Below are 14467 nucleotides of genomic sequence, written 5' to 3'. Positions count from 1 at the left end.
GGGATCTATAATGGGCGCAAAAGACGTTAAACCAACTCGATCAGAACTCATTGACCTGAAGAAGAAGATCAAGCTCTCAGAAGGTGGCCACAAGCTGCTGAAGATGAAGAGGGATGGTCTTATCCTTGAGTTCTTTGATATCTTAAGCAAGGCAAAGGATGTACGTTCAGAGTTGGATGCTGCCTATGAAAAGGCCAATGAGAAGATCGGTATCGCAGAATCTGTGGAAGGCAGGATGACTGTCAAATCCACAGCATTCGCAATGAAGGATGCACCTCAGATCGAGCTCGAAAGCCACAACATCATGGGCGTAGTAGTGCCAAAGATCGAATCCTCAAGTGTGCGTAAACTCATAAACAAGCGTGGATACGGAATTCTCGGAACAAGCTCCTACATTGATGAAGCCGTCGATTCATATGAGATCCTGGTTGAAAAGATCATTCTGGCAGCAGAGATCGAGACAACCATGAAAAAGCTTCTTGATGATATCGAAAAGACAAAAAGGCGTGTCAATGCACTTGAGTTCAAGGTCATACCTGAACTGAAGGAAGGTATGAGCTTCATCAGTCTTCGTCTTGAAGAGATGGAAAGAGAAAACACGTTCCGCTTGAAGAGGATCAAAGCATAAGGCTTTCTCATGCAGCACAAATCCTCTGATCGGCCAAACCTGGCCGACAGACTTTTTTTTATTTTAACACAGCCTGAGAATCTGGCTCGCATATTGAGATGGGCATGGATAGTTTCACTTGGTATGCTGGTTCTGGGCTATCTTTTAATTTATTTTAACCTTAAGTCTTACATAAACCTGTAAGTAGTGAAAGTGTCAGTTAATGCAAATAACTTGGACTCATCACCATCATTATAATCAGTAAGCCTTAAATAAAAATCAAACATATAATAAGCAGAGCTATGCAAATTTAACAAAATCGTTGTGTCTTCTGAGTAACATAAAGAGCTTACTTACAAGCTCAAAGACTCCAGAGAGCAATTATATTAAACTCAAAAGTTGGTCTGCAATGAGTGAACTGCCGTGGGGAAATAAAAAAGAAAAGGAACACACTTCTCCTTTTGGAACAGAAGCTACAGCGGACGCTCCTTTTCTGGCAAATACAACTGTTACCCCGATAAGCAACCCGAAAAATAAAGATCCAGGGACTGTTGCAGATAGTACTATCCATATTAATCCAGTAGATCAACACGATCCTAAACCCGAAATTTCGATCATCGATGGAATTGAGAACCGAAACTTGGACTCGGTTAATATTGACACACCACTTTTTATTAACGGTGAAAGGGAAGACGAGGATCTAAAAAAAGCTATCAATATTCAGGAAAATACAGCTGAAGGTCCGATCAATGGGATCACTGCCACAGCTAATGAGCAAACCATTCCTGAAAAAGGCACTGGATCAAGGAAGAGGTCATTGCCCTTGTTTGAACCGGATCTCCCGGCAGAAGATGATAACAGCAGCTCATTTTCACCTTATGGGGATCAAGCATCCTTTACTACTGATCAAAATAAACCGCCTCAGGAATTTGAAAGGAAGCCTTTCGAAACCATACCGAAAAATACGACATATGATCCATTCAAACCACCTGAACCCAGAACGCAATCCCATACAAATACAGAAAGAAATTCGGGATCAGGAACACCATTATTCCCGCCAGCAACACCTGATATGAGTTCAACCCTGGAAAATGTATCACAGGAATCAGAGGATATAGTTGACACAAATAAGAACGGGATACTGGCATTAATTACAAACACATTCAAACGATTCACTCACAAGAGAAAACTTCTTGATAGAATGGAAGAATGGCAACCTCCGGCATCAGAAGTTAAGATAGAGGAAGACGTTACTGAACCAGTAAAAAGAAATGTGGATCTCACTTCCGGCAAAAAAGGAAGTTTACCTTATGAAAATACAGATACTCCGACATTAGAAGAGATCAGAAAGGTAATTCCTATCGACCCGCAAAATATTGAGAATGCTACCGAATGGAAGCCACTTGGCATTCAATTTGACGAGTTACTATCCGAAGATTCAAATAACGTGACAGAAACGGAACGTACAAGTACTCCTATTGATCCGGATAGCGATCTTAATATTGGATACTCCTCCGAAAAGATACAAATAATAAAAGATGAACTTGCCCATTCAAAGCAGGGTAATGAAGACCTCAGCAAGGATATTAAAAACATCTCTGGCACGATAAATACACTGGAAGGCTCTATCAATTCCATGAAAAGGGATGGGGATAAGTCCAGTTCCATTATCAATATGAGAGTCGATGAGTCTGCAGAAAAGATAGAATTCCTGGAAGAACGTCTCAATGAATTTGAGATCACACTGGAAAGCATTCATACCGATAATGTTGAACTTAAGACCGGACTTAGCACCATTGAGCAGAACATTGTGGAACTTACAGGCTCTTACGGCATTATGCTAAATCAGATGCAGAAATTAACTGAATTCGGCAATTCAAGGTCTGCAGAGATATTTGAGACAAATAACCGCATAGATGAACTGGACCAGACACTTGCTGCAATGAACACCATACAGGCCGAATCCCAAAAAAGCATGCTTGAACTCCATTCAGTCACTGCTGACCTGATCAGAAGTGTGGAAAACACACATAACGCAAATAAGGAGCTCAGGTCTGACAGTGAAGCACAAGATCAATTGCTCAAAGATGAACTTTTATCACTAACAGATTTTGTTGAGAAAGAGCTTAAGAACCTTGGGGCAAGAAGTTATCGTGCAAATGGTGAAAATGTCCAGCTGAACAATATAATCAAAAATTCTACTAATATGAAGCTCTGTATGGAATGGCTTGAATTTCTTATGGAACTTGTCGGATGTAACCACCTCGCAGACATCCTTTCCTACTATGAGGAACTTGGGTGGATCAGTGAAGATATTCGCCTTGAACTTATGCGATATGCAGAAGGTCTCGATTATTACATCGAGAAATCCGACTGGAAGCTCGCACCTGATGACCATGTAAAATCCATCTGGTTCATCGAACAGCTCGCAGGACTCAAAGTAGATAAGAACCGGTTGTCCATCGTCGAGAAAAATATCAAAAAAGTTAAGAAGGGTACAGAGATATATGGTATATGATAATCCATGCATCCGGAAATATCCCAGAAAGGAACAATGAAGAATATGAACAAACCTAATCTGCTCAATAGAAAACTTCGAAGAAATGATGAAGGACAGGTAACCATCGATTACCTGATGGGAATTACCATATTCATTGTTGCATTATTCTTCATATTCCAGTATTCAGCAGGACTCTTCACACCGTTCCAGTCCAATTCTGATGAGATCACTCTTGTTGCTGACCGCGTTGCAACATCCATAACTGAGAAGGAGATCAGTGCAGGAAACATCAATACACCAAATCTCATTGATGGAGACAAGACTAATGATTATTTTGATCTGCTTTCCAGCAATTATGAAAATGAAGCAGATGCCTTGGGGCTGAGAGGCGAATATCATAGATATGAACTTAATGTAACATTAGATAACAGTACAGAAGTACGTATGGCAGGAAAAGCACTTCCATTTTCCGATAATATCGGACAAACCAAACGTATTGTCCTTATTGAAGATTCTGATACTGGAGAAACTGAAACAGCCATACTATCAGTAAGGGTGTGGTAAGATGATATCTCAAAGAATATTTGACATTAGAGATGATCAGGGCGCACAGATGCATACACTTGAAGCCATAATGGCTGCAACCATAATGGTAGCCATACTTTTATTCGCAGTCCAAGCAACATCGCTTACACCACTCACTTCATCAACTGCAAATGCCCACATTGAATCCCAGATATACATAATGGGCCAGGATATGCTAACTGCACTTGACCATGCACCATATGGACAGAACTCCGACCTGAAAAATGAGATTATTAACTGGAACGGGGAAATGTATGTTTGGAACGGCACAAATTACCAGTCCGATGATAATAAGAGCAATTCGCTTAATGGAACTGTAGTAGATATGCTGGAACTCGTTGCAGTGGAGAATGGAATAGCTCACAATATCCAATTCAGTTATTCCACGGCTTCAGGAAGAGAAAATTACTATATATACAATGGAGATCCCTCTGACAATGCTGTAATTATCTCAAGGAAAGTATTACTGTCTGATTCAGATGTTGGAAATACTACATTTTATGAAACCACTACCAGCATACCAGACATTGATACTACAACTGCCCTCTACAATATAGTCGATGTGAAACTTACTTTATGGCGTATGTAAAATAAATAAGGGATGTTAACATGAGAAAGTTCGATGATTCCGCACAATTGCTGTTACTTGCTGCATTTGCCATAGGGTCCACACTGGTTATTTCAACAATAATGATGAGCAATATCATCTATGCAAGCAACATGGCATCGGAATCCACCAGTGATATTAGTAATTATGAGATATCTAACATTGCCCAGATGGCAGATGAGGCGACAAGGGCTGCTTACTATAATGCTACAAATAATAGAACAGTACCGATCAATGAGTCTGTATTTACACAATATATGGACAGCTATGCAACTGAAGCATCAGCCCTGTATGCATTCCAAGGATATTCGTTTTCTTTCGATAACAGTACACTCAGTGATGCATATTTTACCGAGAATGGACTCTATGAAGGTAACCCTGAATGGGTTCTTGTCAAAAACATAAGTCAAACGAACAAGTTCATGATCGATCTGACAAATACATCCAAACTTGGAGATGCAGCAAATGCATACGAAGTGCGTGCAATAAACCAATCCGGTACATCGATCTGGTTCATGAAAGTATACAATGATAGTAGCAATATCACTATAACTGTACCAGGTCAGACATACTCTAAGACCGGATCAAACATATACCTGAATATTACTGGCAATGAGATCAATGGCGGTGCATCGGACTTCAACTTTAGCGCCTCTACAGCAAGTGATATCTATAAGCTCAAATTTATGAACTCAAGCAATGCTATGGGATACTACGAAATCTCCGGCGGACTTGCAGATGGGAACTTGTTTGTCGAAGAAAGATACAAAGTGGTCAATGCAACGATAAATATCGCTTCCAGCAATAACAAGATCAATGTATCAATACCTATCACAGTACCATGAGGATCGAACATGAAGCAAATATTCCATGACAACAAAGCTGTAGCAACATCTGTTGGATTCATACTTACATTTTCAATAACAGTCATTACTTTTGTACTTGTAATGAATGCATCCTACAATATGATGGAACAGGCAGAGCATACGGTCATGAGAGAAGAATTTGAGATCCATGGAAATAACATTGCACTACAGCTTACAGAGATGGAAACTATAGTGAACATTACCAGCTCTGCAGGCGGAGAGGTTGATGAAATAAAATATGAGATGCTATTGCCTCTGAAAGTAGCAAATGACTATTATTCTGTTGAATTTTCAAACCAGACTAATGAGATGGTATTTGAGTCTCATGGACGTGACGAAACAAGAGTAAAAATACCTTATGAAATGAGAAACATCCAGCTAATGAGTACTACCATAAGCAGTGCATCAGAGGAACATTACATGATATATAACAGCACAGCAAATATGGTCGAAATCTACTGATCAACTCAAAGGTTCTGATATATATGGTAAGAAAAAATATAATTGAATCGGATAATGCAGTATCAGAAGTAGTTGATGTAGTACTCATACTTGGGATCATGCTCATTGCAATAACTGTAATAACAGTTGCAGGATTCCCTGCCCTTCAAAACCTGCAGGAAAGTGGACACAAAGAGAACATCAGGCAAAGTTTCATAGTTCTTGGAGAGAACGTAAATAAGGTCGTCTTTGACAATGCACCCTCCCAATCCGTGGAACTTAAAATGTACGGAGGCGGAATTTGGGTCACCAGTGACAGCCATATGAATATGACATTGCAAACATGGAATTCCTCGATTCCTGCAAAGGAAAATCAGACAGCGATAGACAGTCAAATTAGATCTTTACAGAACGAATTTGAAGGTACAACCATATCATATGAGAATACTGGAGTTTGGGCAAAATACCAAACCGGCGATGCCGTAATGGTACGAGAACCCCAGTTTGTCTTTAACGATAATCTGCTTGTGATACCTTTTGCCCCAATTCGGGGAACAGATGGAATTGCAGGAAAAGGACTTATACGAGTAATAGCAAGAGAAGATGGGGTGCCTTCGGTTTACAGCTACCAAAATGTTTCAGCAGTTGACATTACTATCAAGAGTGTATACTATACCGCCTGGGAAGACTACTTGAGAGACACCCTGGAAATGCAGGTAGAAGTAAACAATACAGAATCCAGTGTACATGCACATAAAGATTATACTGAAAACATCGATGTACATGTACTAAAATCATCACTTGATATGAGTATCGAATGAGGTAGGTATAACAGATGAAATGCCTAAAAGAATTATACACTTCATGCAATGCCGTTTCATCTGTTGTTGGATCATTGCTCATATTCTCAATTACAATCATTTGTATTACTGTGATGTTTCTCTACAGCGTTCCCATGATTGCTGAAATGCAAGACGATGCTGAGGCACAAAAAGTTGAGCAGGCTTTTACAATTCTTGACTCACGTATAAGTAAAGTGGCACTTGGAGAATCCCCCCTGCAGACAACATCCATAACCCTTGGCGGAGGCAGTATAAATGTAAACGGCCCGGATGAAACTGAAAAGGGAAGGATGACGATCCAGATCATCAATCAAACAGATAATACAAAAGAAGAGTTCAATTGTTCACTAGGCACTGTAGAATATATCAAAGATGATCGAAAAATAGCATATGAAGGCGGTGGAGTATGGTCAAACTATGGATCAAAGGGTGGAACTATTATGGTATCCCCACCAGAATTTCATTATAATGGAGTAACTCTCACATTACCAATAATGACTATCAATGGCAGGTCATCATCCAGCGGTAAAGGTGATATTGACATTGCTGTCACTTCTGACAACAAACCACACATATTGTATCCGAATGTTTCAGCCTCTGTCCTAAGAAAGAATCCCGTTGTACATGACAAGGTCATTGTCTACATTGAAAGCCAGTACTACGATGCATGGGCTAATTATGCAGATACGTTGATTTACACCAGTGCAACAGTTGATGATGCAAACGAAACAGCCATCATTGAATTCTATACAACCCCTCCAATGGGAATATTTAGCCTCACAAATAAAATAAAAATGGGTCAGGTAAATAAGTCCAACTTGCAACCAGTCCACGATTTCAACTTTCATTTTGAAGCTGCGGAATCTCAGGGATTAAACCCAAAGAAGTATGAAATGAAAGCAACTTCCGGAACAAAGACTCTTACATATAGTTTACAAAAAAAGGGAGGTGCTGATCAATTGGAACTATATGTCACCTATATGGATACATCGGTAGGTCCTGACTATATAGAACATTGGGAAGGTATAGACGTATTTTCGATAGGAGGAGAGCAAGCAGAGGAGTTCTCAAGTGTAGATCTACTAAACGAATCTTTCATTATGGAATATGATCCACCCCTACAAGATGGTGCAGATACAGATTTCTCATGGGGACCTTCCAACACTACAAGTGAACTGCCAAATGTTGTTATCAATACCACATCAGGTTATGATCAATACGCACTGGATGATATCACACAGCACTACATAAAATTGATGACAAAGGAAGATCCGATCGAATTCAGTCTGGATGGTGGTTCACAGGACCCTATGGATTATAGTACATCCAAGGTAACTCTCAATTATGATTCACTGGGAAATGTTATCACCTACCTACATGTCACTCAAAATGAGTTGAATGCATACGTAGTAAATTGAACTCTACATAATAGAAATACTGGATCTCAGACAACAAAAAATCCAGTATACTACACAAAAAGATAAGTATGCTGAGAGTATAAATTAATGTAGTAAAACGTTTGATGACCAAGGTTATATAAATAGGGATTGGTGGATATGGGGACTAAACAAAGACCATTTGACTCTTGTAAAGCGGTTTCTTCAGTTGTTGGATTGTTATTGATGTACTCACTTGCCATCATTGCCGTTGGTATTATATTAGTATATAATGTCCCTGTACTCAATGATATGCAGGACAGCGCAAAGGCACAGAAAGTAGAGCAGGCATTTACCGTTCTGGACTCCCGCATAAGTAAAGTAGCACTAGGAGAGTCACCACGCCAAACAACTTCTGTGTCCCTTATGGGTGGCGAGATAAATGTAAACGGGCCAGGTGAAGCTGAGCGGGGCACCATGACGATCCAGATCATCAATACTACAACTAATATGACAGAGGAGTTCAACTGCTCATTGGGTACTGTAGAATATGTTAAAGATGATCGAAAGATAGCGTATGAAGGTGGAGGAGTATGGTCAGACTATGGATCAAAAGGTGGAACTGTTATGGTATCACCACCTGAGTTACATTATAATGGGGTAACACTCACATTGCCAATAATGACCGTAAATGGCAACTCATCCGCAACCGGTACAGGCAATACAGCGATTAATGTCATATCTGACAACAAACCACACATATTGTACCCGAACACTTCGCTTTCCGTCAACAGAACAAATCCTACTGACCATCTTGATAAGGTTATTGTCTATATCAAAAGCGACTACTATAAAGCATGGGCAAACTATGCCAATTCAATGACATATACCAGTGCAACACAGGATGATGAAAACAAAACAGCCATTATTTCTTTCACTACACAACCCCCAATGGGAACACAGTCACTCGCGAGCAAGCTAAAAGTAGGCCAGGTATGTCAAGATTCAATAAACTATCCAAAGCCAGTGTCTGAGTTCTATTTTGACTTTGAAGCTGTGGCTTCGGCCGGATTAAACCCAGATAACTATGCTGTAACAGCAATTTCCGGAACCCGGACACTCTCATATGATTTGCAGAAAAAACAAGGAAATAAGCAATTGTATGTAGAAGTCACCTATGAGGATACCGCTGTCGGCTCCGATTATATAGAAAAATGGAAAGGAGGACAAAATTACCCTGTGAGTGGTAACAATGCTGACCAGTATGCAACTGTGGATTTCACAAATGATTCCTTTATGATGGAATACATACCACCAAACCAAGATGGTGCTGACCCAGCCTTTTCGTGGCCTGCTGTGATAGCAGATGGAAACACATCATTTTCAATCGACGATCTTACCCAGCATTACTTCAGACTAATAACAGAGGATAGCCGTGTTGTTTTCAATATTGGATCCAATACCGGCAAAGACCCGGTAGACTACAGCACATCTGAAGTTACTATCAATTATTAGGGAATGGGGAACTATATTACCTATCTGCACATCACTCAAAATGAGCTGGATGTAACCGTGGAGTAAACCAAAAAAACAATCAAAAATCAAATCGGGTCATAATGCCAACGCAACTATGACCCAAAAGTACTATTTTTAAATACCCTCACTCAACGTCCGAGACTTCCGTATACTCGGCAGTATAGGACCCTTCTGCACCCATCTGTGCTTCAAGAGCTGCGACCAATGCAAGGAAGTAAAAGGGCGTGGTCAGTAAAGAACCAACATAGGTCATACCGCCTATTGCACTGATAACCCACAGGATGATAGCCAGCACAAGAGTGTCGACGAAGTTGTTCTTGGAGATCTCAATACTCTCTTTTATGGAATCCATTACGCCATAACCCCTTATCACGAGAAGAGGGAGTGCGTAGATCATAAGGATTGAAAGCACGATTCCCGGAAGTACCAGGAACATAAATCCTATTCCCACTATAATGGCAAATAAAATGAAGAACACCCAGCTCTTCACGAAATTATTGAAACCTTCAAACAGGTCATTGATCTCGACCTTTTCCCCGCCCATACCTTTCACGGCCATGTAGGCAAGACCATAGAAAAGCGGTGCAATGGTCACAATGAATATGGAACCAATAAAAGCTATCAATGTAGCTACGACATAAGCAGCAATGTTCTCCTTGAAAACATCCCACGATCGTTTGAATATACCTTCAAAATCCACAATATCACCTCAAAAATAAAATGGAGGCATAAACATAAATAATTTTGCAACTGCCTCACTAAAAAAGAATGAAAAGAATGAACTTATTGCTGCTTAAGGATCGTATATGTGGGGAATGGTATGTCAATTTCCTCTTTCCTGAACTCTGAGTCTATCAGCGTGTTAACTTCATTTATGACACTGAACTTCTCTGAAGGATACCTCACCCATAAGATCAATGCAAAATCAAGGCTGAAATCCCCATGGTTATCAAAACGTACAGATGGTTCAGGGTAGTCCAGAACAAGGTCTATGCTCTTTGCGATGTCCAATAGGACCCTTTTTACCTTTGCGACATCAGAACCATACGCAACTCCCATGGTTATTTTCATCATCATCCTGGGCTGAGGTGACGTATAATTTATGATCTTGTTGTTTGCTATTATGCTGTTCGGGATAATGATCATATTATTGTAGAAATCAAGGATCCTGGTACTTCTGATACCAACTTCTTCTACGATCCCGATCTGGCCATCGCCTATCTCGATGCGGTCACCGTTCTTGAAAGGCTTGTCATAATAGATGGAAAGACCGCCGAAGAACTGTGAAATAGCATCCTTGGCAGCAAATGCCACAGCAATACCCACAATACCTGCAGATGCAAACAAAGGAATAATATTCACTCCCCATATCCCTTCGAGGATCATGCCAATACCGACCAGACCAATTACAAGATCGGAGATGCCTTTCAGAAGTGGGAGAACTTCATCATCGACCTTCGTCTCTGTTTTTTTTACTACCGATGGCAGGACATTATCAAAGAGTATCTTGTTGATATTGATCAATGTAAAGATCCAGATCAATGCCAATATGGTCAACAATACGTCATTGAAAAATAACAGGTAACTTTCTGGACCACTTATCACGGAAAGTGCAAGGAAAGCGCCCATCAGGATCACAGTGTAATGTATAGGACGTTTCACTGCCTTGATCACAAGATCATCGATCTCAAACTTTGTCTTTGAGGTAAAATGCAGAAGAACTTTCTTGAAAATAATATCTACCAGATAAGCAAGTATCACCGATAATACCATTATCGAGGCTGCCAATGCTAACTTGTATTCAATTGCACCAAAAAGTGACCCGAATATTTGCTGGGCATATATGGATACTGTTTCATTGAATGTCATAAAGTACAATTGGAACGAAAATATATATTTATTTGGACACAACATCCGAACTTAGACGATGAATAGTATCAAGAAGATCATTTTTGCTGAAAACCCCTTTTTGCATAATGGAATTTACTTTCCGGTCCAGGAATATCCGGTCCTTAGCTGTGATATCACGCGCAGTGCATGCCACGATCGGAATATTCCAGGTTTCAGGGTTTGACCTTAATACGGAGATCACATCAAATCCGGAGACCTGTGGCATCATAAGGTCAAGTATTACAATATCAGGCTGTTCTTCCGTACATATATCAATTGCATCCGTGCCTGAATATGCACGTAATATGGAGAAGCCTTCCGGTTCCATCATGGACGAGAGAAGCTCTACCGCATAAGGCTCATCGTCAACTAACAGGATCTTCGGGTTCTTTCGCTCCAGTTTCTCTTTGTACCTGTCCATCAATTTCAAAAGATATTCCCGATCGAATGGTTTGGTCAGATGATCCACTGCACCACGTTCCAGAGCAATTTCTTTCTGGTCCATCATAGAGATCATCACTACAGGTATCTCACAGGTAGATTCGTCCTCTTTCAAATGGCGAAGTACAGTCCAGCCGTCCATCTCAGGTAACATTACATCAAGGGTAATAGCAAATGGTCTCAATTTTCTGGCAAGAGCCACAGCTTCCACACCATTTCCGGCAGACACAACACGATAACCACCATCAATAAAAGTTAACATCAAAAGCTCACGCGACCTTTCATCATCCTCAACAACAAGCACCAGAGGATCACTATCCGTGCATTTATCAGGAACTATTATTTCAGGAGTGACATTTTCAGCCAGTTCATCGATCGCATCACTATTAATATGTCCGGAATTATCCTGAACTGTTTGCTGAGCGATCTCCGGAATGAGGTGCTGAGTTATTGACTTCGCTGCACGAGGCGATGTGACTGCAATGGGCATATCAAAGAAAAAAGTGCTTCCTACGCCAGGTTTGCTTTTGACCCAGACATTTCCACCATGCATTTCCACAAAATGCCTGACAATTGCAAGGCCAAGACCGGTACCACCGTAACCCCGACGGTGGGAGCCATCTGCCTGACTAAAGGACTTAAAAAGGGACTGACGATCCTCTTCAGAAATACCAATACCAGTATCTTTTACCTGGACCACTAACCTGCTTTCAACGAATCTTGCACTGAGATCAACAGAACCACCTGCCTGAGTGAACTTTATTGCATTGCTCACCAGATTTTGCAGGACCTGTTCGAACTTCTGCTTATCAGCATTAATGATGATACCCCGAGGATCTAATTCTGAGTGCAGATCGACATTTTTCTTTTCGGCTATCGGAGCAAGCAGAGAGCAAACCACATCAAAGGATTCCCAAACAAGGAAATGCTCGTAGTGCAATTCCATATTCCCGGATTCAATCCTTGAAATATCCAGAATGTCATTGATGATACCAAGAAGCTTCTTACCACTATCTGAAATGTTATGCAGGTACTTCACATGCTTTTCATTAAGAGCCTCGGATGATTCTTCAAGCATAACATCGGAAAAACCGATGATCGCATTTAAGGGGGTCCTGAGCTCATGCGTCATGTTGGCCAGGAATTCGCTTTTTGCAATAATACCGGTTTCAGCATTAGCCTTTGCAACTAACACGTTTTCCTCTTTGTTCTTGCGTTCAGTGATATCTCTCGAGGTAATGAGAATGGCGTCTTTGCCCTTGTAGTCCATAAGACTGGCATTCATCTCCACAGGTACACTGGATCCGTCCTTTTTCAGGAGGAGGGTCTCAAATATCGAATGTCCATTCTCGAGCACTTCAGCTATATGGGCTTTAAACTCCTCAAAACGATCGGGAAGTAAAAGGGATCCTGAATTGAGAGAAAGAAATTCCTCATGCGTGTAACCCAACAGTTCAAGCCCGACCTTGTTAACCTCAAGGAAAGCCCCATCGGGCTTCTGCAGACAAACAGCATCACTGAATCCATCGAACAGTGCCCTGTACTTTGCTTCCGATTCCTTCAGTTCGTTCTCAGCAAACTTTTTTTCAGTAATATCCAGGACGATGCCATGATAGCGATCACTAACACCATCTTCCACAATATCCAGCTGAGAATGCTCAGATATCCAATGGACAGCCCCATTTCGATCCAGAATTCGATACTCTTTGGAGAAATGCCTTTTATTTTCTTTTAAGCATTCAAGAAGATCTGAATAATAGCCTTCTACATCATCAGGATGAATAATATCAGCATAGAGGATGTCATGAGACATCAGGGTCGATGCATCATATCCGAACTGGCTCACATTATCCGACACGAACTCAACCGGGAATCCTTTCTCGGTCTTCCACAGGAATGCAATGGCCGGACTGCTGTGATAGATGGAACTGAGTTCTTCATCCTTTCGTATTGGTTCCTGATATACTGATTTTTCCGGCTTGCTATCCAATGCACTCTCCTTGAATGAAAGGTTCTTTTCATCCACGTTCATTATAATGTTGTCATTCCTGTGCATCAGGTCGATGACCTCAGAAGGAGAGAAAATATCAAGAGGACAGGTACAAAGCGACCTCATCCCAAGTTCACTGACCGTATCTTTTACAATATCGGCATAAGATGTAAGGTATTCCGGCCCGGAACCTTCAATATTCTGCAGATCCACATTAAAACGAAGACCATCGAAACCATTCAGTATAGCCTGATCCTGCATAAGTTTCCAGTGATCAAGCAGAAGAGAGGGCAATAATTTCAGATCATTTCCGGGTAATTCCGGGATGGGGATGATCTCAAGCTGGGATGTACGAAGATAAGGATCGATATAGATGCCCCTTTCTTTGAGCATATCTTTTGCCTTTGTAGCACTTTCCGCATCAGGAGTCATCCATATGCATAATTCGTTGCCATCGAGACCTGACATGATGTAATCCTGCAGAAAATCGGCCAGCTGTGCCGTATCCTTATACACAAAGCAAAAATGACAGCCATTAGAAATGACAGACACGTCTTTGTCCGTTTTTCTTACTTGATCATCCATTGTTTCTTTCCAGTATCCGGGATACTGATGCTATGTGAGTAATAATTGAAATGATGTAATGCAACTTCCAGAGGTGGAGAGCTACATCGAATAGATGTAACTTTGTTACATCATAGAGGGATTGTTTTTGCTATTATATATATTATAACCCATAGAAAAGGGACAGATTCTGTTTTTTGTCATTTTGATGAAACATCAGTA

At 40.7% G+C, this 14467-nt stretch carries 12 protein-coding genes; 9 read left to right on the top strand and 3 right to left on the bottom strand.

Translation table 11 applies throughout. The features are described 5' to 3' along the window. Window positions 1-10: 10 nt before the first annotated feature. From E7X56_RS03650 to E7X56_RS03610, 9 genes are all read left to right on the top strand, one after another. On the top strand, window positions 11-628 hold the full coding sequence (locus E7X56_RS03650; RefSeq protein WP_135604975.1) for a V-type ATP synthase subunit D: 618 nt from the start codon (window positions 11-13) through the stop codon (window positions 626-628). Window positions 629-1016: 388 nt separating this feature from the next. Then, window positions 1017-3125, top strand: a complete 2109-nt coding sequence (locus E7X56_RS03645; protein WP_135604973.1) for a FlaD/FlaE family flagellar protein — start codon at window positions 1017-1019, stop codon at window positions 3123-3125. A 45-nt stretch (window positions 3126-3170) separates the two neighbouring features. Then, entirely contained in the window at window positions 3171-3671 is a 501-nt protein-coding gene (locus tag E7X56_RS03640) for a hypothetical protein (protein WP_135604971.1), read from the top strand. A gap of 1 nt (window position 3672) precedes the next feature. After that, window positions 3673-4281 carry a hypothetical protein gene (locus E7X56_RS03635; protein WP_167879437.1) on the top strand — a complete coding sequence of 203 codons (609 nt, stop codon included), beginning with the start codon at window positions 3673-3675 and terminating at the stop codon, window positions 4279-4281. Between the two features lie 20 nt (window positions 4282-4301). Next, window positions 4302-5144 (top strand): hypothetical protein, encoded by an 843-nt coding sequence (locus E7X56_RS03630; protein ID WP_135604969.1) that lies wholly within the window; start codon window positions 4302-4304, stop codon window positions 5142-5144. Window positions 5145-5153: 9 nt separating this feature from the next. Continuing rightward, window positions 5154-5627, top strand: a complete 474-nt coding sequence (locus E7X56_RS03625; protein WP_135604967.1) for a hypothetical protein — start codon at window positions 5154-5156, stop codon at window positions 5625-5627. A gap of 23 nt (window positions 5628-5650) precedes the next feature. Then, the gene (locus E7X56_RS03620) at window positions 5651-6427 is read left to right on the top strand and encodes a hypothetical protein (RefSeq protein WP_244603388.1); all 777 of its coding nucleotides are present in this window, start codon (window positions 5651-5653) and stop codon (window positions 6425-6427) included. A gap of 146 nt (window positions 6428-6573) precedes the next feature. Beyond that, entirely contained in the window at window positions 6574-7866 is a 1293-nt protein-coding gene (locus E7X56_RS03615) for a hypothetical protein (RefSeq protein ID WP_244603387.1), read from the top strand. Window positions 7867-8004: 138 nt separating this feature from the next. Next, the gene (locus E7X56_RS03610) at window positions 8005-9339 is read left to right on the top strand and encodes a hypothetical protein (RefSeq protein WP_135604961.1); all 1335 of its coding nucleotides are present in this window, start codon (window positions 8005-8007) and stop codon (window positions 9337-9339) included. A gap of 145 nt (window positions 9340-9484) precedes the next feature. Here the strand turns inward: E7X56_RS03610 and E7X56_RS03605 are convergent, their stop codons facing one another. From E7X56_RS03605 to E7X56_RS03595, 3 genes are all read right to left on the bottom strand, one after another. Then, the gene (locus tag E7X56_RS03605; protein ID WP_135604959.1) at window positions 9485-10060 is read right to left on the bottom strand and encodes a YciC family protein; all 576 of its coding nucleotides are present in this window, start codon (window positions 10058-10060) and stop codon (window positions 9485-9487) included. A gap of 83 nt (window positions 10061-10143) precedes the next feature. Next, a complete protein-coding gene (locus E7X56_RS03600; RefSeq protein ID WP_167879436.1) occupies window positions 10144-11229 on the bottom strand; it encodes a mechanosensitive ion channel family protein in 1086 nt (361 codons plus the stop codon). A 28-nt stretch (window positions 11230-11257) separates the two neighbouring features. After that, window positions 11258-14266 (bottom strand): response regulator, encoded by a 3009-nt coding sequence (locus E7X56_RS03595; RefSeq protein ID WP_135604955.1) that lies wholly within the window; start codon window positions 14264-14266, stop codon window positions 11258-11260. Window positions 14267-14467 lie beyond the last annotated feature (201 nt).

It is taken from the genome of Methanococcoides sp. NM1 (assembly GCF_900774285.1).
Lineage (GTDB): Archaea > Halobacteriota > Methanosarcinia > Methanosarcinales > Methanosarcinaceae > Methanococcoides > Methanococcoides vulcani.
This window is presented reverse-complemented; position numbering and strand designations above follow the sequence as displayed.

Bases quoted from the DNA above. Each gene is read 5' to 3' on its own strand.
- E7X56_RS03600 (WP_167879436.1), bottom strand. From the start codon at position 11,229: ATGACATTCAATGAAACAGTATCCATATATGCCCAGCAAATATTCGGG.
- E7X56_RS03615 (WP_244603387.1), top strand. From the start codon at position 6,574: ATGCAAGACGATGCTGAGGCACAAAAAGTTGAGCAGGCTTTTACAATT.
- E7X56_RS03645 (WP_135604973.1), top strand. From the start codon at position 1,017: ATGAGTGAACTGCCGTGGGGAAATAAAAAAGAAAAGGAACACACTTCT.
- E7X56_RS03640 (WP_135604971.1), top strand. From the start codon at position 3,171: ATGAACAAACCTAATCTGCTCAATAGAAAACTTCGAAGAAATGATGAA.
- E7X56_RS03620 (WP_244603388.1), top strand. From the start codon at position 5,651: ATGGTAAGAAAAAATATAATTGAATCGGATAATGCAGTATCAGAAGTA.
- E7X56_RS03650 (WP_135604975.1), top strand. From the start codon at position 11: ATGGGCGCAAAAGACGTTAAACCAACTCGATCAGAACTCATTGACCTG.
- E7X56_RS03625 (WP_135604967.1), top strand. From the start codon at position 5,154: ATGAAGCAAATATTCCATGACAACAAAGCTGTAGCAACATCTGTTGGA.
- E7X56_RS03630 (WP_135604969.1), top strand. From the start codon at position 4,302: ATGAGAAAGTTCGATGATTCCGCACAATTGCTGTTACTTGCTGCATTT.
- E7X56_RS03635 (WP_167879437.1), top strand. From the start codon at position 3,673: ATGATATCTCAAAGAATATTTGACATTAGAGATGATCAGGGCGCACAG.
- E7X56_RS03595 (WP_135604955.1), bottom strand. From the start codon at position 14,266: ATGGATGATCAAGTAAGAAAAACGGACAAAGACGTGTCTGTCATTTCT.
- E7X56_RS03610 (WP_135604961.1), top strand. From the start codon at position 8,005: ATGGGGACTAAACAAAGACCATTTGACTCTTGTAAAGCGGTTTCTTCA.